Raw genomic sequence first — 26,522 nt, 5'->3', positions numbered from 1 at the left:
AATGCGAACACGGATACGCCCCGCCGCCTGGACTGCGCTGACAGAGTGAAGTCATACCCGACCCCCACGTCATCAGGAGCCCATCATGAAGACCACGAAGCTGATCCGTTCCCTCACCGTCGCCGGCGCCCTCGCCGCAGCCCTGTCCCTGTCGGCCTGTGACATGAAGGTCACGTTCGGTGGCTCGAACCCAGAACAGACCCAGGATGGACCAGAACACCAGGAACCGCAGGAACCCTCGACCAATCCGGAGGAACCGGCTGCGGAATCCGACAATGCGAGCCAGGGCACCGACTCGTCGAATGGATCCTCGTCGACCTCAGACACCTCGTCGACCTCAGACGCCTCGTCGACCTCCGACTCCTCATCCGGATCGTCCACTTCGGGAACCTCCACGTCCTCGGGAACCTCCACGTCCTCTGGAACCTCCTCATCGTCAGGAACCTCGTCGGGGTCGTCGTCCTCGTCGGGCGCTGACGACGGCAGCAACTCCTCCTCCAGCAGCTCGAACAGCGACAGCTCGTCGATCGGTCAGGACCAGAATGCAGGACCCGGGTTCGAAATGGACGACGACGGCAACGGTGTCATCCCCGCCGAATACCTCGAGAAGGACATCAAGAAGGCGTACTCGAAGCAGGGCACAACTGTCGACGACGTCGACTGCTCCTACGATCTGCGCATCACCCTCAAGCGCGGCTCCACCAGCTGCAGTGTCACAGCCCATGGAGAAAAGCGCTACGGCACGGTCTCGGTGACCTCTGTCTCGGGCAACTACGTCGGCTACAAGCTGGACTTCCCGAACATCGGCTGACCCCAGCACCGAGGTGGGAGGGGCGTGGAATACTGCGCCCCCACCTCGGTGTTGTGCGAAGTGAACCGCCACAGGTGGTCGAACGACGCACACGACAGTCAGGAGCACACACAATGGCTATCTCAGACAAGAAGGTCGCATTCCTCCTCACCCGCGGGGTCGAGCAGGTCGAACTGACGAATCCTCGCGCCGCACTCGACGAGGCCGGGGCCACAACGGTCATCGTCTCTCCGTCCGACAAGTCGCTCCAGGCGATGAACGGAGATTGGGAGCACGCGGACGAATTCCCTGTCGACGTGCCCGTCGCTCAGGCTTCGGCCGATGACTACGACGCACTCGTACTTCCCGGCGGAACCCTCAACGCCGATGCCCTGCGCCTCGATGAGGACGCGGTCGCGCTGGTCAAGGCCTTCTTCGCCGCGGACAAGCCCGTGGCCGCAATCTGCCACGCCCCATGGATCCTCGCCGAGTCCGGCGTGGCCAAGGGTCGGAAGCTGACCTCGTTCGTCTCGACGAAGACCGACCTGGTCAACGCGGGCGCGGACTGGACCGACGCCGAGGTCGTTGTCGACGGCAACCTCATCACTTCGCGCAATCCCGGCGACCTCGACGCGTTCAACAAGGCCATCGCAGAGGCGCTGAGCTGAGCTGAGCTGAGCTGAGCTGAGATCAGACGCTGACAGTGAAACTCCCCGGATCGTGGTGATCCGGGGAGTTTCTCGTCTCCGTGTCCTCAGACGTTGACAGTCGTGAGGATTCGTCCTCAAACTCCGGCAGGTGTGAGGATCCCCTTCGCGGTCAATTCGGCTTCCTTCTCACGCACGATCGGGATGACGGTCTGACCGAACGCCTCGAGCTCCTCTTGGACATGGAGGAAGCCGGTGAGGATGAGGTCGACACCGATCTTCTTGTATTCGATGATCCTGTCGGCGACCTGTTCAGGGGTTCCGATGAGCTGGGTGCGGAATCCATCGTTGTACTGCACCAGATCTTCGAAGCTGGAGTCGGCCCACATGCCCTTGCCATCCGAAGTCGAGGCACCGGCTTCCTGCACCGATCTACGGAAGCCCTCGACCGCACTTTCATCTGCATGGGCGATGATCTCGCGCAGCTGTTCGCGTGCCTCGGCCTCGGTGTCGCGGACGATGGCGAAGCCGTTGAGCCCGAAGCGGACCTTGCGATTGTGTGCTCGGGCCACCTCGGTGACGTCGTCATACTGTTCGCGAAATCCATCGAAGTCCTTGCCGTTGGAGAAGTACCAATCGGCATGACGACCGCCGTTGATGCGGGCGGCACTGGAGTTTCCGCCCTGGAAAATCTCCGGGTACGGCCGTCCCTCGACCGGGTACGGCCCGGGCCGGAGAGCGAAGTCGTCGACGGTATAGAAGTTGCCGCGGTACTCGACGTTCTCCTCGGTGAAGAGTTTGCGGACGACGTCCATGAACTCTGCCGATCGGCGGTAGCGCTCACCGTGCTCCAACCACGGCAGGCCGAGCTTCGTGTACTCGTCCTTGAACCATCCGGAGACCACGTTGATGGCAGCTCGGCCGTGGGTGAATTGGTCGGCGCTGAGGATGAATTTCGCGAGCACCGCCGGCTCCCAGATGCCCGGGTGGATGGCTGCGATGACCTTGAGCTTCTCAGTGGCCAGTCCCAGTGCCAACGATGTGGCAGTGGACTCATGCTGCTGTGCGGCGCCGTAGCTGGAGAGGTAGCGTAGCGGACCTGACTGAGCGCGTACTCGTAGCCGACGTTCTCAGCCGTCTGGGCGAGTTTGACGTTGTAGTCATAGTTCCAGTCGGTGCGCTGCTCGATGCTCGAGACGACCAGCCCACCGGAGACGTTGGGCACCCAGTAGGCGAATTTGAGGTCTTCGGGTTCACCCGTCCAGATTGGATTGGCGTGGATCTCGGTCATATCGCTTAGCTCCCTTGCATCACTGTCGCTGGTGAGGATGACGGATTCAGCGTACTGAGATCCCTGAACAGCAGAGCCCTGGGTTACTCACCTCGTCGCACGGCGTCATACCGACGCAGTTCGCAATCCGCCGTCATCTGAGTTGAAATTCGTCGACATCGGCCTCAGTGACGGGTCCAACCACCTCGGCGCTCAGATTCGAAACTCCCTGAGCCTTATTCAATCGGGGAGTTCTTCGTTCTATGGCGTTGAGCCTTGACACCACTCCTTATGCTTTGATCATGCGCGCCTCTGCTGCCGTCAGACTGACGGCACTCATGATCTCTGCCTTCGCAGTCAGTCTGCTTCTTCTCATCGCCACTGAACCGTCACCGGTCCATGCCGCCTACCCGACGGGTGGCGGCATCGGAAAGGTGTACAAATCGCTGGGCGGAAGCTCGGGTCGACTCGGCCCGGCCACGGGGTCCGAGCACTGCACTCTCATTCAGAACGGCTGCTATCAGTCCTTCCGAAACGGAAGCATCCATTGGACGAAGACCACCGGTGCGCACGCGACCTGGGGCGCCATCCGCACAGCATGGAAGAAGTCAGGTTGGGAGAAGGGGGCACTGGGCTACCCGACGAGCAACGAGTACAAGTCCGGGTCCGAGACTCGTCAGAGCTTTCAGAAGGGCCGCATCACCTGGAGCAGCTCACGCGGCGCCGCAGTGATCTTGGCCAAGGCCACGGCGTCGTTCTCGCTCAAGGGCGCAGGCTACGGCCACGGCGTCGGCCTGAGCCAGTACGGCGCCAGGGGCATGGCGGTGCAGGGGAAGAGCGCGACACAGATCCTTGAGCACTACTATGATCCGGCACAGGTGACCTCGACGACGAAGAGCGCCAATGCCAACCTCAAGGTGCAGCTGGTGTCGGGGAAGCAGTCCGTCACCGTCACCCCATCCGCGGGACGCCTGCGGGTGCACGTCGGATCGAAGAAGATCGAGTCGAGCCAGAAGATCACCGTCGAACGAACTTCGGCAGGCACGGTCAAGGTCAGCGTCAACGGCAAGTCCTATCAGAGCTCATGGATCTCCGTGGAGTGGCAGGGCACCCGATATTGGACCGGCAGCCAGAAGACCACCGTCGCGGTGAGCTCTGCCCAGAACGGTTCGACCGGCACCTATCGCCACGGGAAACTCGAGATCCGCCAGCTGTCGAAGGCGCTCAATGTACTGGGCGTGCTCCGCGTCAACAGCGAATATCTGCCCGGCATCGCGGAGATGCCCGCGTCCTGGCAGCAGGAGGCGCTGCGCGCGCAGGCCATCGCTTCCCGCACGTATGCCTACCGCAACCTCGGCTCCCTCAAGTCCGCGTGCGCATGCAATGTCTACGACGAGGTCACCTCGCAGCGCTTCCTCGGCTGGAGCCACGAGAACGCCTCGGGCAGCTCACCCTGGAGACAGGCCGTGGCCGCCACTCAGAACGTCTCGGGTTCAAGCGTGAAGTCCGCGAAGGTCGTCACCTACAAGGGTTCTCTCATCAACGCCGTGTATTCGCCGTCCTCCGGAGGGAAGACGAATTCCGCCGCCGAGGTGTGGGGAAGTTCGGTCCCCTACCTGAAATCCCGAGACGACTCCGTTGCGAAGTCGAAGGCGGCGGGCAACCCGTACGCCAGCTGGACGGCCACTCTCAAGCAGTCGACTGCGGCGAATGCCTTCGGCCTCAAGGACGTTCGCACGATCGTCGTCACCCGAACTGGGTCCGGCCTCGTGAAGACTGCGAAGGCGACTTCGACGAACGGCCAGACCTCTAGCCTCACCGGCGCCCAGCTGCGCAGCAAGCTGGGTCTGCGCTCAGCGACGTTCACCGTGGGCTGAGCCGTGTCCTGAGTCCCACCGCGCCAGCCGAGCCCTGAGGCCCATCTCGCCAGCCGACCGGACGCCGATTCGACGACCGAACACTGAGCATTGAGCATTGAGCACAGACGACGAAGGCCCTCACCCGGATGCTTCCAGGTGAGGGCCTTCGACTCTACGCGGAGGATAGGGGATTCGAACCCCTGAGGGCGTTAACCCAACCCGCGTTCCAGGCGAGCGCCATAGGCCACTAGGCGAATCCTCCGCGAGCCAGCCTATCCGAGTCGTGTCGACAATGCGAAATCAAGACGGCCCAGTGTGAACCATCACACTAATCTCGGGTGAAATCCCCGTCAGCCTCCGCGCTCTCCTCCACCGGGCTTCAGGCTCGGATCGCGTCAATGATGCGCACCTTCGTAGCGACGATGGCCGGGATCAGTCCGGCAAGAGCGCCAACGCCGACTGAGACCAGCATGCCCACGGTGACGGCAGTGAACGGCACCTGAGGTGAGCTCGCGGCTCCGAACATGAGTTCAGAGACGAACGGTGCCTTGAGCACGAGAACGGCGATGAGAACGCCCACAGCTCCGGCGATGGTTGTGGCGACGACGCTCTCCATCATGACGGAGAAGAAGATCCGTCGGCTGGTCGCACCGAATGACCGACGGATGCCGATCTCTCTGATTCTCTGCTGGATCGTGACCAAAGAAATGTTGAGAAGGCCGAGCATGCCCATGAAGAGGATGAGAACACTGATGGTGAGCAGGACGTTCTTCACCGGCCCCAAGGACTCATCCATGTCCGAGGCGAAGTCGGTTCTGTCTGCGTAGACGTCGAAATCGGGCAGCTGCCGTTTGAGATCGGCCACCGCCTGCTTGCTCAGCTCTTTGCCCTCGTCCGGCGGAAGCCACATCTCAAACTCTGTGGGGGCCGCGACTTCAGTGCTGACTTTGTCTTCCTGGCCGTTGAGCACGTAGAGGCTTCCGTATTCGGCGTATTCCGTGGACTCGACCGAACCGATGACCGTGCCTGTTGACTGAGTCTCACCGGGCAGTGTGATCGTGGCAGGCAGACTGGCCGGATCGATTCCATATTCGTTCAGGAAATCCTCGTCTGCGACGAGGGCCGGCGACAAGTTGTTCTTGTCTGCTTCGGTGAACCACCGCCCATGTTCGACCTTGAGCCTGCGCATGTCATCAAAGGCCGGATCAACAATGTACATCGTTGCGCTGACCTTGCCTGTCGGGCCCGAGATCGACGTGTCGATCTGCCCGAAGGCCGACACATGGCGGATGCCGAATCGTTCGGTGGTGCTTTTGAGTGCAGCATCGACCTTTTCGACCTCGGACTCGCCCATGTCCGATTCAATGGGCTGGAAGCTGAAAGTGTAGGTCGAGTCGCGGCCCGCCTGCTGCTCGTATTCGTCTGCCAAGCCCTTCTGCATCATGTCACCGAACCCGACCACCAGCGTCAGGGCACAGACCGCGACCCCGACTCCGATGAGGGACATGAGGACACGCACCTTGTGAACGCGCAGCTCTTGCCACGCTTCGACGATTGATGCCGCAAAACCGGTAATCATGGACGTCCACCTGCCAGAGCCTCGGCGGTCACACCGTTGACGACCGGATGCAGCTGACCTTGACCGAGTGAGAACTGCCGAGATGCCATGTTTGCGATTGCCAGATCGTGGGTGATGGTGATGAGCGCAGCCCCGGAATCCTTGGTGATGCCGTCGAGGATCTCCATGACCTGCACTCCCGTATCGACGTCGAGGGCACCTGTCGGCTCGTCTGCAAGCACGAGTCTGGGTTCGCGCACCAAGGATCGGGCGATCGCGACCCGCTGTTGTTCACCACCGGAGAGCCGGTTCGGCTTCGTATTCATTCGATCCCCTAGGCCGAGCCTGCCCAACATCTCTTCTGCGATCATTCTCCGATTCCTGAACTCCCGGCCACTGCCGTACATCAGCGGAGCTTCGACGTTCTCGACGGCGGTGCGCCCGGGCAGAAGATTGAATTGCTGGAAGACGAATCCGATGTCGCGTCCCCTGAACGCGGCCGCGCGGTTTGGGGAAATCTTCTGCACTGGGGTCCCTGCGAATTCCATGTCGCCGGTCGTCGGCGCATCGAGGAGGCCGAGGATATTGAGCAGCGTCGACTTTCCGGTTCCTGAGCGACCGACGATGCCGATGTGCTCCCCACTGTCCACCTCAAGATTGACGTCGGTGAGAATCGTGAGAGCCTGGCCTGCAGCAATGGGTACCGACCGGGACACGTGTCGCAGTGACAGCAAGGTCGAGGCCATCGGCTCGGTGGGACTCACTCCTCGCCGCCTTCCATGTACGAGCCGTCTTCGAACTCGCCGTCCATCTCGTCATCTTCGGGTTCGGTTCCCGGTACGAATTCCTCGATCTCCTCACCTTCCTTGAGACCCGACTTCACTTCAACCATGGAACCGTCGTTGAGCCCGAGACGCACGCTGCGTTCCTCCGATTGACCATCGTCTCCGATGACCCACACCGTCCCCGAGTCCGTGAGACCGCGCACAGCAGTAACGGGCGCGGTGATGACGTCACTGACAGCTCCCGCCTCAACTGTCATGGTCAGGCCCAGGCTGTTGTACACCGTGACATCCTTGGGGACTTTGCAGATCATCTGCGGCCCTGACTCGGCACCTGCCCCTGAACCTTCGTCAGCGGCCGGTTCCTCAGCAGAGGACTCACCAGAGGCAGCGTCGTCTGCAAGGTCATCACCCTGAGCTTTCGATGCCGCAGGTGTCCCCGCACCCTGATCAAGGCGCAGATTCTCGCAGTCGAAGGGCTCGGGCCCATCAGTGATGGTGATGTTCGCAGTCTCCGGAAGCTTCGGCACCCGATAGAGATCGACCGCTTCGATCGGCGCCCTGGCACTGAAGGTGTTCTTCAGCAGCTCGTTCACCTGTGTGTCCGGCGAAACGTGTTCGTTCTTCTCAACGGCGAAGTCGCCCACGGTCCCATCGGCTGCTGCGGTGACCGTGTGATATTTCGGCTTCACGGGATCCTGTCCCTCTTCAGCCTGCGAATCATCCGGGGCGTCGGTCTCAGAATCGCTGCCCGAAGACGCCGGAGGCTGCGTGTCGTCTGCTTCTTCGCTTCTGACTTGGAACAGCTCTGCACCTTCAAGCACCTCGTCTCCGGGTTGCACGAAGAAGTGGTTGACCACGCCCTCATGAGCGGCCTTCACCGCGGTCGGTGCGTCGACGTTGATCGTGCCTTTGGCTTCGATGGTGTTGGAGATGTCTCCACGTTCAGCGGTGATGACCGAACCCTCGGGTTCACCCGTTGCTTCGACACCGTCGAATCCGTCGTCGGCAGCCGGCTTGAAGGCGATCCACCCCAGAAGCGCGGCGATCACCACGAATACGACAAGAAAGGCGAGAGGCAGAATGACGCGACGGAAGATGTGCATGTTTCCTTCGGAGGATAGGTGACGAGATTCGACCACTCTATCGAGCAAAACCGCAGGTCAAGCGTCGGTGGAGTCACAGAAACATAACAGATACCTTGTCAGAGTTTTCACGCCGGAGAACCACCGCCCCGCGACGCCGGGAACTCGTTTTGTGCCTCGACATGCTCTCGACTAGACTGTTCGTTGGCTCCCCGTGCGGCGTCATCTTGTGAACTCCCCCAGGGCCGGAAGGCAGCAAGGGTAAGCGAGCTCTGGCGGGTGCACGGGGAGTCCTCTATCTCCCAAGGTCACAATTCCACAACTCCCCTTCCCCTGTGTCAGCCCAGGTCAGAGACCACCCGGACAGCAAAGACGCGCACTGTGCCATTGGTTTGGCAACTTTCTTTAATACTTTCGTGATTTGGCTTCATTACCATGGAATGCGGCTCTCATCCCTTTGCCCGAACGAGGTTTCCTGTTTTGTCACACAAGAAGATTCAAGGGGCCGTTGCTGCCTTGTCAGCAGTGGTCCTCCTGGCGGCGTGCACGCCCTCTGGCTCCAACCCCGACACCACTCGCGATGATGCGAAGGAGTCTGCCGAAGCAGCCGCCGATCCCGTCTTCCGCGTCGGCACGATCACCGACGCTGCGGCCGATGACAGCGCCTCATCGAAGACAGGCGCTGCGTCGACAGAGCCCGCAGCACCGACAGGATCAGCCGCCCCCACGAGCACGACAGCACCCGCTCCCGAACAGGCCGGAGAAGTCGTCGATTCCGGCTCGGACATCACGGTCGACCCAGGGCAGCGACTCAGCCTCAACGTCGACGGCGCCGTGCTCAGCGACATCTCGATCTCGGACGTCGATCATCCGCGCATCTCCACCGACCCGGGCCAGTTCTTCGACACCTCGGGATCTCAGCTCGACGCGGTCAAGGCCGACGACGCTGCAAACGAGAAGTCCGGAAACTCAGAGTCGACGGAGGAGCCCACTCAGTCGGAGGACCCCACTCAGTCGGAGGGGCCCACGGACGAGAGCACCAAGGAATCCACCGACGGTGCCACAGAGGACCCGCAGGATGAGAAGAGCAAGCAGGAGAAGGCCGACACTGTCACCGCTCCCGACGATGCCGCCGCCTGGGTCTCCACGTACGACCTCACCGGCGACAGCACCTACGATCTCACTGCCACTGCCACCTCGGCGGACGGGCAGGAGCACAACTTCACTGCGACGGTCACCACGAACACCTCGAGCGACGCTTCGCCGATGTCCGTGCGCACGACCCTCTCCGACGATCAGACAGTCGGCGTGGGCGCACCGATCATCTTCAGCTTCGGGTCGACCGTGGCCAAGCAGTACCGCGATGACGTCGAACATCGCCTCTCGGTCAAGGTCACCGACAAGGACGGCAAGAAACGCAAGGTCGAAGGATCATGGGCCTGGCTGCCCGACGACCCGCAGTCGCGACTGCACTTCCGCCCCAAGGACTTCTGGCCTGCACATTCGAAGGTCTCCGTCGACGCTCCGCTGAAGAACGTGCCGACGACCGACAAGACTGTCGGGCAGAACGACCTCACCCTCGATTTCGAGATCGGCCGCAAGCAGGTCGTCAAGGCTGACGCCAAGTCCCACCGCATGACGGTGACACGCGACGGCAAGCAGACCATGAACTTCCCGGCCTCACTGGGCGCCCCGAAATCCCCGTCCTACAACGGCACCCACGTCGTCATGTCGAAGTCGGCTGACTACACGATGAAGTCCCAGAAATGGGACTACGAAACCGACGTCAAATGGGCCGTGCGCATTCACAACAACGGCGAATTCATCCACGCTGCCCCGTGGTCGACCGGCGTTCAAGGCTCAGCCAACGTCTCCCATGGCTGCATCAACCTTTCGACTGCGCGCGCAAAGCAGTACTACGACACGGCCATCTTCGGCGATCCTGTCGAGATCACCGGCTCGGACGTCAACCTGTCCACCGAGGACAGCGACATCTCCGACTGGGTCTACGACTGGAGCGACTGGAAGAAGATGAGCGCGCTCGACTGATGTGCCCTGCGGGCACCCAATGACCTGGCCCGAGCCCGGACCCGGCGCGCACAGCATCGTGCGCGCGGGACCCCAGGACCAGCCTCGGCGAGCAATTATTTGTCGAGCTTCTTGACGGCTTCGTCGATCATCGGCACGTAGCGCTTGAGCGTCCACGGCACGGTCAGCGGATTGATGATCGATGATCCCGTGACGAACGGCTGGTCGTCAGGGGCGACGACCGCACCCTTCTTGATCGCCGGAATGTTCGCATACAGTCCCTGGGATTCGATCTCCTTGCGGTTGGCATCATCCGAGTAGAACGTGAAGATGAGGTCCGAGTCGTTGAGTTTGTCCGCATTCTCCAGACCGATGAGCGCGGAATCGGTGCCCGGCGCATCAAAGTCCTTCTTGAGAGTGTCGACAACAGGGTCGGGGGTCAATCCGAGTGCTGAGACCATCGACACGCGCTGCTCGCCCGGATAGAAGACACCCAGTGTGCCGGGGCCCGAGTTGTAGATGAAGGAGAAGGTCAGCCCGTCATATTCGGGGCGCTTGGCATCTTTGAGCTGTTTCTTGATGTCCTCGACGAGGCCCTCAGATTCCTTCTCCTCACCCAGGGCTTTGCCGATCGTCGTGATCTGGTCATCCCACTCGATCGTCCATGGCTGCTCGGGATAGGCGACGGTCGGTGCGATCTGGTCGAGCTGCTTGTACTGGTCGGCGGTGATGCCCGACCAGGGAGCGAGGATAACGTCGGGTTCAAGCTCGGCGATTGCTTCGACATCGAGTTCCGTGTCGCCCTGGAACTGCTTGGGAAGTGTGTCGCCTCGCTTCTCCACTTCTTCATGGATCCACGGCATGTAGCCCGAGTCGTCGCTGCCCCACTTGTACTCCTCCATGCCGACCGGGGTCTTGCCCAGGGCGATGGCGGTCTCTGTCGAACCCTGCCCGAGGGTGACGACGCGCTTGGGCTCGGACTCGATGACGGCCTTGCCCAGCGCGTGTTCGATGGTCACAGGCTGGAAGTCGCTCGATGCGGTCGTCTCCGACGCTGCTGAGTCCTGGCTGCACGCGCTCGCACTGAAAGCGAGCGTGATGATGGTGCCGATGGCCATGGCCCGGCGAGTGAGATGAGCTGTCATTCCTGCCCTTCCGACAGTTGGGTCGTGATCGACCCCACGTTCATTACATAGGACAGCCTAACTTAATCTTTCGAAGGATTTGAAACATTTGTGAGGTATACCTCAGTCCCCCGCGGAACCGTTCACACGCGGTCCTGCCCGCTCGCTGCACCAGGTTCACTCGCTCTCCGCGTGATAAAGTCGACTCACGAATCGAGCGGAAAGGTCGACGAGAATGCTGCTGAATCTGTGGATGACAGTGCATTTCTTCGTGGTGCTCCTCGGCGCTGACGTCGACTCGACCCTGCAGCAGTCACCATCACATCTGCTCATCCTCGTTCTCCTGGGCGCTGCCCTTCTTTCGCCTCTTGCCTCGTGGGCTACTGCCGCACTCGCGAGAGCTCTCTCCCTCGCCACGCACCGCCCGTGGATGCGTCGCGAGCAGGCTGAGGTCCGCGACTTCCGCATGCCCTCTGAGCCGGGAACTCCTGGAACAGCCTGGGCCAGAGCCCCTTCACTCGTCGTTCGCTCCTTCGCCTGAACGACGACTCTCCCGACGTGTCTCCAAGGCACGGTCACTGACGTCTCCCCTGCCCGCCTGTCTGTGCGCGGCCGCGGTGTCGCCATGCGTCGTTCGGACGACGAACACCCATGACGAAACCACGATTGCTGAGAGCCTCAGCTGCTCCAGCAGTGCCCAGGAGGGCCGCCCACCATGAACATCTATGAATTCCCACCCATCGAACTCCTTGTCAACGCCGCCTATTGGATCGTCACCTGGCTCAGCGCACTCCTCGAACCGTTGGCCGGCACGGCGAGCGCAGCACTGGCCGTCGTCGTCCTCACGATCGCGGTGCGCTGCCTGCTCATCCCCGTCGGCCTATCTCAGGTCAAAGCTGGGATCACGCGCAAACGCCTTGCACCGAAGATCGCCGAGCTGCAGGCTCGGCACAAGAAGAATCCCGAGTTGATGCAGCAGAAGCTCATGGAGCTCTACAAAGAGGAGAAGACCTCTCCGATAGCTGGCTGCCTGCCGGTCCTGGCACAGATGCCCGTGCTCATGGCCGTGTACGGGATCTTCATCCAACCCACGATCAGCGGACATACCAATGAACTCCTCAGCCATTCGCTGCTGGGCATCCCGCTCAACACCGGTTTCGTCCGACTGCTGGGCGCGGGCGATCTGACGCCGGTCACGCTCACGGTCTACGCCGTCATCGTCGTAGTCATCGCGGTCGTCGCCGGGCTGTCGCGACATCTCCTGACTCCGGCCGCACCGGAGACGAACGCCAGGCAGCAGTCGGAGGCCACGCAGAACGCTCCTGTCACGCAGAACTCCGTGGCAGGGACGCCTGCCGTGCCCGATCTGTCCGGGGTGATGAAGACCTTGAGCTTCATGCCGTTCATCACTGCCGTCATCGCGCTCTTCGTCCCTCTCGCCGCCGCCCTCTACCTGATGACGACGACCTCATGGACGCTGTGCGAACGGATCGTACTCAACCGTCTCCTCAAGGCCGACGAGATTCCGGATGCGGCCCAGAAGAGTTCAGCCGGCTGAGTGCTGCGGGGGCATGGCTGCCACGTAGAGCAGGCCCGGACCGGAGGAATGATCCTCCGGTCCGGGCCTGCTGTTATGCACTTCGCTTGTCACCTCGGCGGGCACAGCCACCGAGGCGGTGCTCAAGCTGCCACGGGTACCTCGGGTGATCCGGAGGTCACCTGCAGCTGCCCGTCGACGACTCGTGCGCTGACGGTTCCACCATCGGTGACCGCCTCGTTGACGAGGAGATCAGCGATGCGGTCGTCGAGCTCACGCTGGATCACGCGGCGCAGCGGACGGGCACCGAATTCGGGCTCGTATCCGGTCTCGGCCAGGAAGTCCACGGCGTCCTCGGACACCGTAAGGCTGATTCCCTGGCGTGCCAGACGCTCAACGGAGTGCTCCAGCTGGAGGCGGACGATGACGCGCAGCTGCTCACGATCGAGGCGTGAGAACATCACAGTCTCGTCGATCCGGTTGAGGAACTCGGGACGCATGACCTCCTTGAGCTTGCCCATCACCTTCGAGCGCAGATCCTTCTCGGTGACCTGCGCATCGGTCGAGGCGAAGCCCAGCGGAGTGGTGCCTGCCATGAACTCGGAGCCGAGGTTGCTCGTCATGATGATGACAGTGTTCCGGAAGTCCACGGTCCGGCCCTGTCCGTCGGTCAGTCGACCGTCGTCGAGGACCTGGAGCAGCAGGTTGAACGCATCGGGGTGGGCCTTCTCGACCTCGTCGAGGAGGATCACCGAGTACGGACGCCGCCTGACCTGCTCGGTGAGCTGGCCGGCCTCTTCGTAGCCGACGTATCCGGGAGGCGAACCGACCAGACGCGACACCGTGTGGCGCTCCCCGAATTCGCTCATGTCGAAACGGATCATGGCCGACTCGTCATCGAACAGCGTCGATGCGAGCGCCTTAGCCAGCTCGGTCTTGCCCACGCCTGTGGGGCCGAGGAACAGGAAGCTGCCGATCGGACGATCGGGATCTCCCATGCCCATCTGCGAACGGCGAACGGCCTTCGACACTGCCGTCACCGCATCGTTCTGACCGATGACACGACCGTGGAGGACATCCTCGAGGTGCGCGAGTCGGGCCTTCTGGTCCTGAGTCATGCTCGCGGCAGGGATGCCGGTGGCCCGGGACACGACCTGGGCGATCTGATCGGAGTCGACGACGCCGACTTCGTCGCCCTTGTTCTGAGCGAGACCGTCGTCCTTGTTCTGAGCGAGACTGTGGCGGCCCTCATGGTCAGCCGGGGCCTCAGCCTGTGCCGCGGACTTCTGCGGGTTCTCCGCCGCCAGAAGCTTCTCACCCAAGTCCATGATCTCGTCGCGGAGTTCGCCGGCGCGCTCGTAGTTCTCTTCGCCGATGGCTGAGTTCTTCTCGGTCTCGAGACGAGCGATCTCTGCCTTCATCGCCTCAGGATCGGCCTTGGGGCCGCGGCGCAGGGACAGCCGAGCACCGGCCTGGTCGATGAGGTCGATGGCCTTGTCCGGCAGGTACCGATCGCTGATGTAGCGATCGGAAAGTTCGACTGCCGCACGCAGCGCTTCCGGTGTGTAGGTGACGTTGTGGTGCTCGGCGTAACGGTCCTTGAGCCCGTCGAGGATCTTCACGGCATCCTCGATGTTCGGCTCACCGACGCGCACCGGCTGGAACCGGCGCTCGAGCGCGGAGTCCTTCTCGATCGTGCGATATTCCTTGAGCGTGGTCGCTCCGAGCATATGCAGGTCACCGCGAGCCAACCGAGGCTTGAGGATGTTGCCGGCGTCCATCGAGTTGGACTCGCCGTTTCCGCCGGCCCCGACGAGCGTGTGCAGCTCGTCGACGAAGACGATCATGTTGCCGTCCTCGGCGATCTCGTCGAGGGCACCGGTCAGTCGTTCTTCGAAGTCACCGCGGTAGCGGGTGCCGGCGAGCATACCCGGCAGGTCGAGGGCGATGACGCGCTTCCCCGAGAGCTGAGCCGGGATGTCGTCGGACTGGATGGCCTGTGCCAGGCCCTCCGCGATCGCGGTCTTGCCGACGCCTGCCTCACCGAGGAGGACAGGGTTGTTCTTTGTGCGACGAGCGAGGATCTCGATGGTCTCCTCGATCTCCTTGCCACGACCGATCACCGGGTCGAGCTCACCATCGGCGGCCAGAGCTGTGAGATCCGTGCCGAACTTCTCAAGCATGGACCCGCCAGTCTGACCTGCGCCAGATGCGTCGTCATCGGGGTCGCCCATATCGGCGCCCTCGGCACCGGCCTGCAGCCTCTCCTGAGTCACTCCCGCCTGCGCAAGGATACGTCCGGCGGGCATCTCATGGTTGAGGACGAAGGCGAAGAACAGGTGCTCGGGGTCGACGTAGGTCGACCCAAACGCACGCGCCACCTGGTAGGCGTCGAGGAGCGCACGCTGGCCGGAGCCGGTCAGCGTCAGAGCGCCCTCGGGCCTAGTGTCCGTGGCAGCCGGGAGGCGTTCCTCGACGGAGTGCGCAACCTGCTTCGGGTCCGCGCCAGCCTGGCGGATCGCTGAGATACCGGGTTCCGTCTCGGCCATGGTCCGCAGGATGTGCAGCGCGTCGACCTCTGACTGACCGTGTTCGCGGGCGTAGTCCGCGGCATTGTCGATGACCTCGTGGCTGCGCTTGCTCAGCAGCTTGTTGATGTCGACGCTGCGTCCTTGACGGGCACCGTGCTGACCCTGCAGGTAGCGGGCGAGGAACTCGTCGAACGAGTCTCCGCCGGAGCCGGCAGGTCCGAAGAATGTGGCCAATCTGACCTCCTGTTGAAAGTTGAGCGTGTATGACTCAATAAACGACGGAAGGTGCAGTCTTATTCCCACCCGGATCCATCAGGCCTTCGAGGGCCACCCGTTGGGTTCGCAGCCCTGCAGGCCCTTGGTCTGCTGCTGCATGAGAGGAGCCGTCTTGCCTGGACCTGGACAGTTCTCGTGGCTGTGGCCCAAAGCGTGGCCGACCTCGTGGTTGATGAGGTACTGGCGGTACTGAGTGATGTCGTCGAACTCGTCCGTGGCGGAGACCCAGCGCTTCGCATTGAGAATGACGTTGTTGCCGTTGCGACACGAGAGCTTGCCCAGGGTGCGCAGCGGCAGGCACATCGAGTCCACCGTGTCGGGGCTGGCGATGCTGATCATCGCGTCCTGGCCCTTATCGACCATTTCGATGTTCACATCGTCGAGATCCTGCCAACCGCGCTCATCCTGCAGAGTCGTGATGATGAAGGCTGCAGCCCCATCGACGTCGATCGGCAGATTGTCTTCGACTCGCAGGGCGACCTTGAAGGTCTTCCCTCCTTTGCGATTGGGCCCGGTCTCCTTCTCCGGGCGGTCCCATTCGCCGCTGCCACTCATATCGATGTCGCTCTCACTGATGCCCTCGGCACCGGCAGCTTCTGCACCGTCGGACCCTGCACTCTCAGTAGGTCCTGCAGACTCGCTGGGGCTGCCGGAGTCGCTCGGAGCCGTTCCCGCACTCGCGCCCGTGGAGGATGCAGCCGGTTCGGCCGCGGCAGAAGTCGGTCTCGTCTCCTCAACCGAGTCGGGGGCGCAGGCGCTCAAACCGATGAGCAGGGAGGCGAAGATGAGCATCGCGCCCACGCGCAACGGATGGACGGAGGAGCGCAACGAGCGGACGGAGGAGGCGGAGGAAAACGGGGTGGGGCGCGGAAGTCTCGACACGTCTGTGAGTCTATCGCGAGACACTCTCAGATACGGGTCGAAGCGACCGCGAGCGTCAACCGTTGGTCGCCAGCAGGCTCAGAACTCGAGCACGCCGCCGGGACCACGCAGCCGAGCATGGAGTCGATAGTCAGGGCCATCGACGACCACAGCGTCCGGGGCACCGAGCACGGCGAGTGCTGCACGCGTGGCCTCGGCATCAGGAGATTCGACCGAGAACTCGAGCAGTTCGACGGAGGGCAGAGCCGCCTCGGCGGGGTGGGTCGACTCGCCCCAGTCGATGAGGAACGGCTGCGTCCCCTGGTGCGGCAGCGGCTGCTTCGACGTCAGCCGCCACTCAAGGAGGTCACCGTCCGCGGTCTCCCGGGACATGTCGCGGACCTCACCGAAGTCGACTCCCTCGGTATTGGCGCCGGCGACCTTCGCGAGGAATGCGGGCGGATGGATGGCCCACGTCTGCAGAGTCAGACCCTGGGCCAGGTGGGCGTCGAGAGGAAGAGTGCCATCGGCCGGAGCTTCCTGCTGCGGATCGGGGCCGAGGATCTCAAGGTACGTGTGCGCACCGGTCGACCACCCAGCGGGCGCGAGGCCGACGAGGAAGTTCGCCGTTCCCCGTCCCGGATGACGACCGCCGGCGACAGCTCGGACTCCGGTCAGTCGCTCGAACTCGGCGATCCCGGCTTCGAGCTCGGGGACCGTGATGATGAGATGGTCGAGATTGGAGGGAATCGAGTTCAGATCGTCCATGATCCACCGGGACCTTTCAGCGTGGCGTGCAGGGATTCGGAGACTCCTGCCTCTGTCTCGATCCTAGCCGCCAGAACGTCGAGGATACTGCGCGTCTCATCCGCATCCGGGCTCGTGGCCCAGAACGCTTCGAGCTCGACGGCGGGCATCGCCTGCTCCGAAGGATGCGGCGAGGACTTCCAATCGATGAGGAACGGCTGGATTCCTCCCAGCGCCAGCGGAGTCCGCCGCGTCAGCCGCCATTCGAGAAGCTCGCCCTCAGGAATGCGCCGGGACATGTCATAGACCTCGCCGAGGTCGACAATCGGGTCCTGCGATTTCGCAGCAGTCGCGACGGCCGAATCGAAATCGTCCGGGCAGATGGCCCACCGCTGCACCGTGGGCTCGGTGATCCCGGCCAGGCGAGCGGCAGCGAGGTCCGGGTCCTGCTCGGGGTCGGGACCGATGAGTTCAAGGTAGACGCGGTGGGCGCCTGCAGTCGTGAGGCCGAGCAGGGCATTGGCCGTACCGAGGCCGGGATGCACTCCGCCGGCAATGGGAAGCACCCCAAGGTTCGCGTGACATTGCTCAACACATTCAGCGAGGACTGGAGCCGCAATCACGAGGTGGTCGACATTCGAAGGAATCAACATGTCTCAATATTAAGCCTCCAATTGACTGTCAGTACACCGATGCGCTTAACTCAAGGCATGCAGATGCACGCGGAGAAGCAAATGTGGTGGCACCGCCTCCACGTCGACCTCATGCTGGTGACCAGCTCCAATTGTTGAGCTATCTTTCACACCCCACTCACTGCCCTGCTCACCGTTGACCTGTACAAAGGACCACATTCCATGACGGATCTCCGTCCCCTCGCCTCGGCGCATGACGCCCGCACCTCACATGCGGGACGTCCCTCGCGCACTGTCGGCCGGCGCAATTTCCTCAGCCTCGGGCTGGGATTGGGCACGATCATCACACTCTCCGCCTGCACCCCCACCGATGACGCGCCATTGGCCGATACCGGTCAGCCCGTCAAGGGCGGAGTGCTCACGTACTTCGAACCCCAGACCTGGACGCTGCTCTATCCGCCCTCGGTCGGGTTCTACCCCAACGGCGGCATCCTGAACAACATCTCGGCCCGCCTGCTGTGGCAGGATCCGACGACCCTCGACCTCCACCCCTGGCTGGCCACTGAGCTGCCCGAGATCAATGCCGATGCCACCGAGTTCACGTTCACGATCCGTGATGGTGTGACCTACTCCGACGGATCACCGCTGACGGCGAAGAACGTCGCTGCGAACTTCGATCTCTTCGGTAAGGGCGACGAGGCGCGCACACTGCCGGTCTCCGAACAGATCTCGAACTATGAGCGCAGCGAAGTGCTCGGTGAGAACCGCGTCCGTTTCCACTTCAGCGCCCCGTCCCCCGGCTTCGCGCAGGCGACGTCGACGATGAATGCGGGCCTCCTCGCCGACTCGACGCTGGCACTGGACGCCGAGGGCTTCGGTCCCGGCGGAGCCACGCAGATCCACACTTGCGGGCCGTTCCACATCACCGAGGAGACTATCGGCACGAAGCTCTCCGTCCGCGCTCGAGACGACTACGACTGGGCACCGCCGCATCTGTCCCACCAAGGCCGAGCCCACCTCGACGGCATCGACTACCTGGCCAACAACGAATACTCGGTGCGTATCGGCGCGGTCCTCTCTGGCCAGGCCGACGGTGTCCGCGACGTCCAAGCTCCGGATGAGCCGCGGGTGAAGGAACAGGGGCTGCGCCTCTTCGCGAAGGCCACGAACGGCATCAACAACAGCATCAACTTCCGGTTCCGGCACGAACTGCTAGCTGACCTCAAGGTCCGCCAGGCCATCATCGCCGCCATCGACCGGCAGGAGATCGTCGACAAGCTCTTCACTCCCAACTACCCGCTGGCGACCGGCCTGCTGGCCAAGGGCGCGATGGGCTACAAGGACCAGTCCGACTCCTGGGTCCACAACCCGGATGAAGCGAACAGCCTCCTCGACGAGGCCGGCTGGGGCGAGCGCAACGGGCAGGGCTTTCGCACCAAGGACGGTCAGGTGCTGGCCCTTGTCGTCAACATCGCCTTGCCGCAGCCACGGTCGAATGAGGTTCAGACCCTCATCCAGCAGCAGCTGCGCCGCGTCGGCGTGCGACTCTCCATCAACCCCGGCGACCAGTCCAAGCAGACGCTCGACGCACTCGATCTCGAGACGGTCCAGATCTATCACTCGATGGTCGCCCGCGCGGACTTCGACAATCTGCGGTCCAACTATTCCTCGGTCAACCGCGACGTCTTCCTCAACGGGAAGGATCGCACGGATGCCGATGAAGAGAGCATCGACCCGGAGATCGACCGGCTCCTCGACGCGCTCGCCTCTGAGCCCGTGACCGAGAAGCGGCAGAAGGCTGCCGAGAAGGTCCAGGACTACCTGGTCGACAACGCCTACGTGCTGCCCTTCTTCGAAGAGCCCCAGGTCTTCGCCTTCCGCCGCCACGTCCACGGCTTCGCGACCGAACCTGTGGGCCGTCCCGACTTCTACAGCGCCTGGTTGGCAGGAGAGAAATGATCATCGACACCCGCTACCTCTTCCTGCGGCTGGGCCAGGCACTGCTCGTGCTCCTGCTCGCCTTCACCGCAGCGTTCATCCTGCTCAGCCTCATTCCCGGCGACGGCGTCACCGCGCGCTTTGCCGATCCGGCGCTCGGCCTCTCGGCCGACCAGGTCGCCGAGATCCGCACCGAAACCGGTGCCGACGAACCCTGGTTCAGCCGCTACCTGCTCGCTCTCGGCGGCTTCTTCACCGGTAACTTCGGCTTCTCCGTCCAAACCGGTGCCGCGGTCTCGACGATCATCGCCGCGGCTCTGCCCTCGACCGCAGTGCTCGCGCTCTCAGGGTTCACCACCGCGCTGGTCCTCGCCGTGGTCATCGCGGTGCTCGCGACCTTCGGGCCGGCGACCGGACCTCTGTCCTGGGTCCGGCGAGTCCTCGACTCGGTCCCCAGTCTGTTCATCTCGATCCCGGTGTTCTGGCTCGGCATCCTGCTCATCCAGGTGTTCTCGTTTCAGCTGGGGGTGGTCTCCGTGGTCTCCCCCGGCCCCGCCGAGGCGCTCGTCCTGCCCACGCTGACCGTGGCGGTTCCGCTGTCGGCCCCGATCGCACAGGTCCTCATCCGTTCGATCACCGACGTCAAGGCCTCCGGCTTCGTCAAGGTCACCTCGGCGAAGGGTGCGTCCGAACTGTGGATCCTCGTCCACACGGTCGCCCGCAATGCGGTGCTGCCGGGTCTGACCATCATCGGACTCGTCTTCGGTGAGCTCGTCGCCGGCGCCGTGGTCACCGAGACCGTCTTCGGCCGCAACGGCATCGGGCAGATCACCGCGCAGGCCGTGACCCACCGGGACAATCCGATCCTGCTCGCCGTCGTGGTCATCGCGACCTTCGCCTACGTCATCATCAACCTCATCGTCGATCTCCTCTACCCGATCATCGACGTTCGCCTGCGCAGTCAGGCCAGCACCGCCTCGGCGGGGGCATTCCGGTCGTCGACCAAAGCGGACGCTTCCACCCGCCGAGCCCTGGCCACGACGGCCGGCAGCGTCGGCGTCGACCTCGGCTGGGACGAGAGTTCCGAGCCGGGCCGCTCCCCCGCGTCGCACGAGACGAAAGGTCCGCGTTCATGAGCCTCTTCACCGCGATCACCCGCACCTCCCCCGAGGCGACCCGCCCCGGCCGCAGCCGCCGCGCCAATGCCATCGGACCGGCAACCATCGTCTCGGCGCTCATCCTGCTCATCGCAGTCCTGTGGGCGCTCTTCCCGAGCCTGTTCACCCACCACGATCCCAACGACGGCGGGGACACAGCAGCTCTGCTCGCGCCGAGCCTCGACCATTGGTTCGGCACCGACCAGACCGGCCGTGACGCGTTCACCCGTGTCGTCTACGGCGCTTCGCAGTCACTGCTGGCGGCGCTGGTGGCAGTGGGCGTCGGCCTCATCGTGGGCACCGCGATCGGCCTCATCGCCGGGACTCGACGCGGCTGGCTCGACGATGTGCTCATGCGCTTCATCGACGTGCTGCTCTCGATCCCTGCGATCCTGCTCAGCCTCTCGATCGTCATCGTCCTCGGCTTCGGCACGATCAACGCGGCCATCGCCGTCGGCGTCACGGCCATCGCCCAGTTCGCCCGGCTGGCCAGGTCAGAGGCCGTACGGATCAACACGAGCGACTTCGTGGCCGCAGCCTACGGATCGGGCGGGACGTTCTTCTCAGTCCTGTTCCGACACATCCTGCCGAACTCGATCTCCCCTGTGCTGTCCCTGGCCGTCCTGCAGATCGGATCCGCGATCCTGCAGATCTCGACGCTGGGCTTCCTGGGCTACGGCACTCCCCCGCCGACCCCGGAATGGGGTCTCATCATCGCCGAGGGCCGCAACTTCGTCGCCACCGCCTGGTGGCTGACGGTCTTCCCCGGCCTCGTCGTCATGGCCATCGTCCTGGCCACCCACCAGATCGGCAACACCCTGCGAAAGGCAACATCATGACCGATGCGACTCCGCTGCTGAAGGTCGAGGGACTCACCGTCGACTTCTCCCGCCGAGGCGAATCGGCACCCCCGGCTGTCGACGGGCTCAATCTCGTGGTCCGGCCCGGATCGATGACCGCGGTTGTCGGCGAATCCGGGTCGGGAAAGTCGACGACGGCGAACGCGGTCATCGGCCTCCTCCCCGAGACCGCACGAGTCACGGGCGGCCACATCCACTTAGGCTCGGTCGATCTGGGTTCGCTGGGCACGACCGCCTGGCGGGGTGTGCGCGGCAGTCAGATCGGCTACGTTCCGCAGGACCCCGGCAATTCGCTCAACCCGCTGCAGACGATCGGGAAGTCCGTCGCCGAGGCGCTGCGGATCCACGGGCGCGCCGACCGCAAGTCCGCACGAGCCCAGGTCCTCGATCTGCTGGAGAAGGTCGGCATCGACCGTCCCGAGATGCGCGCGGATCAGTTCCCGCACGAGCTCTCCGGCGGTATGCGTCAACGGGTGCTCATCGCTTCGGCCATCGCACTGCGTCCGCGTCTGCTCATCGCCGACGAGCCGACCTCGGCCCTCGATGTGACCGTGCAGAAACAGGTCCTCGACCTCCTCGACGACCTGCGTGCGGAGACCGACATGGGCATCCTGTTCATCACCCACGATCTCGCGGTCGCCGGTGAGCGCGCCGATGAGGTCGTCGTCATGCAGTCCGGGAAGGTCGTCGAGGCCGGGTCCGCTGACCGGATCTTCTCCCGGCCCGCGACTGACTACACGTCCCGGCTGCTCGCCGATGCTCCCGCGCTGAAGACGAAATCCCGACGTGCCCCGACCGCCATCGAAGCTGGGGCCCCGACCGCCGCCGAGGTGGGCGCTGGGTCTGGGTCTTCGGTCGAGCCTGGTCGTGCGTTCGTCTCGGTCGAGGGTCTGACGCAGGTCTTCACTCGCAGCGGCGACCAGGTCATCGGCGTCGAGGACGTCTCCTTCACCGTCGAGCGCGGGACCACCCACGGCATCGTCGGCGAATCCGGATCCGGAAAGACCACGACGGGGAAGGCTCTGGCCGGCTTCCTCGCTCCGCAGTCCGGGCGACTGCTCGTCGGGGACTTCGACGCGGCGAATCTGGGTCAGCAGCGAGGTCGCGGTGCTCGCGCGCGACTTCAGGACTTCCGTCGCACGGTTCAGCTCGTCCACCAGAATCCGTATTCGGCGCTGGATCCGAAACACTCGATCCGCCAGACCGTGACCGAGCCCCTGCGCAACTTCCGCATCGGCACCCGGGAGTCACGGCCGGCACTCGTCGAGGAGACCCTCGAACGGGTGGCCCTGCCCAGGACCTATCTCGACCGCCGGCCGCAGGAACTCTCCGGCGGACAGCTGCAGCGTGTGGCCATCGCCCGGGCGCTCATCGCGGGTCCCGAACTCGTCGTCTTCGATGAAGCGGTCTCGGCCCTCGACGTGACGGTGCAGGCGCAGATCCTCGACCTCCTCGACGAACTCCAGACCGACCTCGAGCTGACGTACGTCTTCATCTCCCACGATCTCGCGGTCGTGCGCCAGATCGCTGATACGGCGTCGGTGATGTCGCACGGTCGCCTGGTGGAGAACGGACCGACGGAGGGTCTCTTCGCCCGCCCGCAGACCGACTACACACGCACACTCCTCGATGCGATCCCGCGCCCCGTGATGCTCCACGGCGGCGAGGACTCCGAGAGTCCAACCTTGCACGCAGCAGCAGAAAGATGAGACGAACACGATGACAAGCACCACCCGCAGCCCCAAGCTCGGCTTCTTCACCCGCCTGCTCGAGGACGCTCCCGCGCCTCTGCGCTACCAGTACGCCCTCGAACAGATCCACCGCGCCGAGGCCGTCGGCTTCGACTCCGCCTGGGTCGCCCAGCACCACTTCTCCGCAGCCGAGGGCGGGTTGCCCTCCCCTCTCGTCTTCCTCGCCCACGCTGCGGCACAGACCTCGCGGATCCGTCTGGGCACGGCGATCATCACCCTGCCCATGGAGAACGGCGTGCGCGTGGCCGAAGACGCAGCGGTCACCGATGCGCTCTCCGGCGGACGCCTCGAGATCGGACTCGGCTCGGGCGGCAACCCGAAGTCCTTCCCTGCCTTCGGCACGAGCTTCGACGAGCGCCGCGAAGTCTTCGCGAGCAACCTCGCTGCGTTGAAGACGCTGCTGGCCGGTCAGTCACTGGAGACCGGGCATGCGCTCTACCCGGAGCCGGTTGGTCAGTCTGACGGTGTCGGGCTCGTCGATCGTCTGTGGCAGGCCACCTTCTCCTCCGGAGGTTCCGCCGCGGCCGGTGCTGCCGGAGACGGCCTCATGCTCTCGCGCACCCAGCCCAGGCCCCAGGGCAACCCCGGAGCAACCCTCGACGAGGTGCAGCTTCCGGTCATCGACGCCTACCTGTCGAACTTGCCCGACGGGATCGAACCGCGAATCCTTGCCTCACGCACGGCCGTCGTCGCCGATGCCGAATCACTGCCTCAGCTGCGTGCACTCACCGAGCCGGCACTGCGTTCCGAGGCCGACCGCCTCGTCGGCTACGACACCTCCGGCCTGACCTTCGATGAGCTGCTCGTGGCCACCGACACCTACCTCGGCACCCCCGAGCAGGTCAGCGAACGCCTCTCAAACGATCGCGTTCTGGGGCAGGCCACCGACGTCAGCTTCCAGGTCCACTCCGTGCCCGCGACGAATGAGACCACCCTGCGATCGATCGAACTGCTCGCCACCGAAGTTGCCCCGGCACTCGGCCTGGCACTGACCACGGAACAGGCGGTCTGACATGCCCGACATCATCAACACCCTCGCCGGAATCTCGGCCCAGGACCCCCTCGACGCACTCCGCGATCACCGGGCACAGGCGAAGGAAAACGCCCAGCTCAGCTTCGAGGCTCTGCTCGAACCCGTCGACCCGGGCGGGTTCTCCCACCGTGACCGCTACGCCGTGGCCGCGTTCACCGCCGGGCTGCTCGGCTCCTCGTCCGCTGAGGAGTTCTATCGCGATCTCCTCCGCGACGAAGACGAGGTCGCCTCGTGGACTATTGCGGAACTTCTCGATGAGGCACTGCTCGAACTCGACTCACGCTCGGACGTGCGCGGGCCCTACGGCATCTTCGAATCCGCCGAGCTCTCCAGTGAGAATGTCGCCGGGCCCTGGCTGGTCGTCGACGAGAAGTCCGTCGACATCCTTGGCCCTCTTCTCGCTGCAGGACTCGAGTTCGCCCATCTGCTCGTTCTGCATCCTCGGGGTTCGCGGCCCGAGCACATGGCACGGCTGCTCGACGCCGGATGGGACGAGGACATGATCGTGACACTGGCGCAGCTGGTGTCGTTCCTCAACTTCCAGATCCGCATCAGCACGGGGTTGGCGGCGCTCTCCCATGCTCCTGCTGCCGTCGACGTGCCCGTCTCCGACGCAGTGCCGACACCGACGGGTTCAAAAAGCCAGCCCGAGCATTCCTCTGCGGGCGGCGGCAAGGGCGGGACCACCTCGGCGCGGGACGCAGCCGCAGCGAAAGGCGCCACGGCCTTGAAGAAGGTGGGCGAGCGCGTGAGCACGTACCCCGATCTCACACGCCCACAGCTTTTCCAACAGTCGGGACTCGGCTGGGTGCCGTGGATCGCACCCGTCGACGAGGCGGAGCTGAGCGAGGTCCAACGCGAGGCACTCATCGAAGCGGGGCGGGCGAAGAACCCCTACTTCCGCCTGCTCGCCAGGGATCCGGCGGCTTTGCGTGCACGGACCCTGACGGATCTCGACATATTCTTCAACACGACCGACGGGCTCGGGCGGGCCGAACGGGAACTGGCAGCGACTGCGGCCTCACGACTCAACGGTTGCCTGTTCTGCGCGTCGATCCATTCGGATCGGGCGACGGAGGAATCCGGCCGCCGGGATCTTGTGCAGACGCTGCTCGACGAGGGAATCGGGACATCGTCCAACCTCGGCGATCCGGTCTGGGATGCCGTCGTCGATGCCTCGGTGGCGCTCACGCTCACCCCACAGGCATTCGGTCCTTCGCACGTGAGCGCACTGCGCGAAGCCGGCCTCGACGACGGGGACATCATCGACGCCCTCAACTGCGCAGCCTTCTTCAACTGGGCCAACCGCCTCATGCTCTCCCTCGGAGAGCCCGAGGTGCTGACTCCCGGGAAGTGAGCCGGCCTCAGACGCGGCGCAGTGCTCTGACGATGACGTCGTCGATGGCGTTGGGGCGGCCTCCGGGACCAATGACGAAGCGATGCGACTCCTCTGCCATGATGATCTCCCATACCGCTGGGTCGAGACGGTCTGTGATCGCGGCAGCAGTCGCCGAGGCTGTGGCCGGCGGATGCGTGTCACCGGCCGATGAGTGCTGGTGGAGGTGTCCGACGATGAGCAGTGTTCCGCCCGGTGCCACCCAGGATGCGATGCGATCGTAGAACTCCAGCTGCCCCGTCGCGGGGTGGGCGTAGTGAGTGGTGACCAGGTCGAATTGCGTGTCCGGCTCCCAGACGGAGAGGTCCGCTTGGACCCAGCGCACCCGGTCCGCGACTCCGGCGGCCGCGGCGCGGTCCTTCGCGTAGCCAAGTGCTGCGTCCGCAACATCGGCCCCGGTGACGTCCCAGCCCTGGGCTGCCAGCCAGATCGCTTCTGCCCCGGCACCACAGCCAGCGTCGAGGGCCATTCCAGGAACGAGGCCTCCTGTCTCATGGACCAGATGAGGGTTCGGGTCTCCGGAACTCATCCCCGGCGCCCGTTCACCGCTCCAGGTCCGGTCCCAGTAGTTCTTGTCGAATGAGTGAGTCATCAGCTCGCCTTCTCTGTTTGCTTGTTGGCCAGATCCACCACTGCGTGATCAAGGTCCGTGGGGATGGG

The 26,522-nt window shown here is 63.9% G+C and carries 21 protein-coding genes, 1 tRNA gene, 1 other RNA gene and 1 pseudogene; 13 read left to right on the top strand and 11 right to left on the bottom strand.

The features are described from left to right. Positions 1-85 precede the first annotated feature (85 nt). Positions 86-811 carry a DUF4333 domain-containing protein gene (locus MPN20_RS05585; protein ID WP_242780346.1) on the top strand — a complete coding sequence of 242 codons (726 nt, stop codon included), beginning with the start codon at positions 86-88 and terminating at the stop codon, positions 809-811. Positions 812-924: 113 nt separating this feature from the next. Then, on the top strand, positions 925-1,458 hold the full coding sequence (locus MPN20_RS05580) for a type 1 glutamine amidotransferase domain-containing protein (protein WP_242780344.1): 534 nt from the start codon (positions 925-927) through the stop codon (positions 1,456-1,458). A 116-nt stretch (positions 1,459-1,574) separates the two neighbouring features. Here MPN20_RS05580 and sfnG read toward each other — a convergent pair. Beyond that, a pseudogene (gene sfnG / locus MPN20_RS05575) lies at positions 1,575-2,728 on the bottom strand (dimethylsulfone monooxygenase SfnG). A 281-nt stretch (positions 2,729-3,009) separates the two neighbouring features. Here sfnG and MPN20_RS05570 point away from each other — a divergent pair. Continuing rightward, positions 3,010-4,584, top strand: a complete 1,575-nt coding sequence (locus MPN20_RS05570; RefSeq protein ID WP_242780342.1) for a SpoIID/LytB domain-containing protein — start codon at positions 3,010-3,012, stop codon at positions 4,582-4,584. Positions 4,585-4,743: 159 nt separating this feature from the next. Here the strand turns inward: MPN20_RS05570 and MPN20_RS05565 are convergent. The 4 genes from MPN20_RS05565 to MPN20_RS05550 all read right to left on the bottom strand — a co-directional run bounded on the left by MPN20_RS05565 (position 4,744) and on the right by MPN20_RS05550 (position 8,012). Then, positions 4,744-4,828 (bottom strand) — tRNA-Ser (locus MPN20_RS05565). A gap of 117 nt (positions 4,829-4,945) precedes the next feature. Then, entirely contained in the window at positions 4,946-6,145 is a 1,200-nt protein-coding gene (locus MPN20_RS05560; protein ID WP_242780340.1) for an ABC transporter permease, read from the bottom strand. After that, entirely contained in the window at positions 6,142-6,870 is a 729-nt protein-coding gene (locus MPN20_RS05555; RefSeq protein WP_242780423.1) for an ABC transporter ATP-binding protein, read from the bottom strand. Before MPN20_RS05555 ends, MPN20_RS05560 begins: the two co-directional genes overlap by 4 nt. Before the next feature lie 14 nt (positions 6,871-6,884). Further along, positions 6,885-8,012, bottom strand: a complete 1,128-nt coding sequence (locus MPN20_RS05550) for a hypothetical protein (RefSeq protein WP_242780338.1) — start codon at positions 8,010-8,012, stop codon at positions 6,885-6,887. Between the two features lie 182 nt (positions 8,013-8,194). Between MPN20_RS05550 and ffs the strand changes: the two genes are divergently transcribed. Beyond that, positions 8,195-8,290: signal recognition particle sRNA small type (gene ffs / locus MPN20_RS05545), an RNA gene on the top strand. 226 nt (positions 8,291-8,516) lie between these two features. Beyond that, the gene (locus MPN20_RS05540; RefSeq protein ID WP_242780421.1) at positions 8,517-10,040 is read left to right on the top strand and encodes an Ig-like domain-containing protein; all 1,524 of its coding nucleotides are present in this window, start codon (positions 8,517-8,519) and stop codon (positions 10,038-10,040) included. A 95-nt stretch (positions 10,041-10,135) separates the two neighbouring features. Here MPN20_RS05540 and MPN20_RS05535 read toward each other — a convergent pair whose 3' ends face one another. Next, positions 10,136-11,164 carry an iron-siderophore ABC transporter substrate-binding protein gene (locus MPN20_RS05535; protein WP_242780336.1) on the bottom strand — a complete coding sequence of 343 codons (1,029 nt, stop codon included), beginning with the start codon at positions 11,162-11,164 and terminating at the stop codon, positions 10,136-10,138. A gap of 214 nt (positions 11,165-11,378) precedes the next feature. On the opposite strand from MPN20_RS05535, the gene MPN20_RS05530 reads away from it, so the two are divergent. Both MPN20_RS05530 and MPN20_RS05525 read left to right on the top strand, forming a co-directional pair. Beyond that, positions 11,379-11,684: a hypothetical protein gene (locus tag MPN20_RS05530; RefSeq protein WP_242780334.1), complete on the top strand. Its 306-nt coding sequence runs from the start codon at positions 11,379-11,381 to the stop codon at positions 11,682-11,684. A gap of 174 nt (positions 11,685-11,858) precedes the next feature. Beyond that, positions 11,859-12,701: a membrane protein insertase YidC gene (locus tag MPN20_RS05525; RefSeq protein WP_242780332.1), complete on the top strand. Its 843-nt coding sequence runs from the start codon at positions 11,859-11,861 to the stop codon at positions 12,699-12,701. A 122-nt stretch (positions 12,702-12,823) separates the two neighbouring features. Here MPN20_RS05525 and MPN20_RS05520 read toward each other — a convergent pair whose 3' ends face one another. From MPN20_RS05520 to MPN20_RS05505, 4 genes are all read right to left on the bottom strand, one after another. After that, positions 12,824-15,445: an ATP-dependent Clp protease ATP-binding subunit gene (locus MPN20_RS05520; protein ID WP_242780330.1), complete on the bottom strand. Its 2,622-nt coding sequence runs from the start codon at positions 15,443-15,445 to the stop codon at positions 12,824-12,826. A gap of 78 nt (positions 15,446-15,523) precedes the next feature. Beyond that, positions 15,524-16,369 (bottom strand): DUF3152 domain-containing protein, encoded by an 846-nt coding sequence (locus MPN20_RS05515; protein WP_242780328.1) that lies wholly within the window; start codon positions 16,367-16,369, stop codon positions 15,524-15,526. A gap of 78 nt (positions 16,370-16,447) precedes the next feature. Further along, complete coding sequence (locus tag MPN20_RS05510) at positions 16,448-17,116, bottom strand: VOC family protein (RefSeq protein ID WP_242780326.1); 669 nt, start codon at positions 17,114-17,116, stop codon at positions 16,448-16,450. After that, on the bottom strand, positions 17,104-17,748 hold the full coding sequence (locus MPN20_RS05505) for a VOC family protein (protein ID WP_242780324.1): 645 nt from the start codon (positions 17,746-17,748) through the stop codon (positions 17,104-17,106). Before MPN20_RS05505 ends, MPN20_RS05510 begins: the two co-directional genes overlap by 13 nt. 201 nt (positions 17,749-17,949) lie before the next feature. On the opposite strand from MPN20_RS05505, the gene MPN20_RS05500 reads away from it, so the two are divergent. From MPN20_RS05500 to MPN20_RS05475, 6 genes are read left to right on the top strand one after another with little or no spacing between them, the layout of a single operon-like run. Then, complete coding sequence (locus MPN20_RS05500; protein ID WP_242780322.1) at positions 17,950-19,686, top strand: TIGR04028 family ABC transporter substrate-binding protein; 1,737 nt, start codon at positions 17,950-17,952, stop codon at positions 19,684-19,686. Then, positions 19,683-20,801 carry an ABC transporter permease gene (locus MPN20_RS05495; RefSeq protein WP_242780320.1) on the top strand — a complete coding sequence of 373 codons (1,119 nt, stop codon included), beginning with the start codon at positions 19,683-19,685 and terminating at the stop codon, positions 20,799-20,801. The genes MPN20_RS05500 and MPN20_RS05495 overlap by 4 nt, the downstream gene beginning before the upstream one ends. Beyond that, positions 20,798-21,661 (top strand): ABC transporter permease, encoded by an 864-nt coding sequence (locus tag MPN20_RS05490; protein WP_242780318.1) that lies wholly within the window; start codon positions 20,798-20,800, stop codon positions 21,659-21,661. The genes MPN20_RS05495 and MPN20_RS05490 overlap by 4 nt, the downstream gene beginning before the upstream one ends. Further along, positions 21,658-23,391 carry an ABC transporter ATP-binding protein gene (locus MPN20_RS05485; RefSeq protein WP_242780316.1) on the top strand — a complete coding sequence of 578 codons (1,734 nt, stop codon included), beginning with the start codon at positions 21,658-21,660 and terminating at the stop codon, positions 23,389-23,391. Before MPN20_RS05490 ends, MPN20_RS05485 begins: the two co-directional genes overlap by 4 nt. Before the next feature lie 10 nt (positions 23,392-23,401). Next, positions 23,402-24,445 carry a putative FMN-dependent luciferase-like monooxygenase gene (locus tag MPN20_RS05480; protein WP_242780314.1) on the top strand — a complete coding sequence of 348 codons (1,044 nt, stop codon included), beginning with the start codon at positions 23,402-23,404 and terminating at the stop codon, positions 24,443-24,445. Position 24,446: 1 nt separating this feature from the next. Next, a complete protein-coding gene (locus MPN20_RS05475) occupies positions 24,447-25,823 on the top strand; it encodes an alkylhydroperoxidase domain protein (protein ID WP_242780312.1) in 1,377 nt (458 codons plus the stop codon). Between the two features lie 7 nt (positions 25,824-25,830). Here the strand turns inward: MPN20_RS05475 and MPN20_RS05470 are convergent, their stop codons facing one another. After that, a complete protein-coding gene (locus MPN20_RS05470) occupies positions 25,831-26,454 on the bottom strand; it encodes a class I SAM-dependent methyltransferase (protein ID WP_242780310.1) in 624 nt (207 codons plus the stop codon). Positions 26,455-26,522: the final 68 nt, after the last annotated feature.

It is taken from the genome of Brevibacterium sp. ZH18 (genome assembly GCF_022748595.1).
In the GTDB taxonomy this organism is placed as follows: domain Bacteria; phylum Actinomycetota; class Actinomycetes; order Actinomycetales; family Brevibacteriaceae; genus Brevibacterium.
Note: the sequence above shows the minus strand (reverse complement) of the source record. Positions and strands in the feature narration are given on the sequence as shown.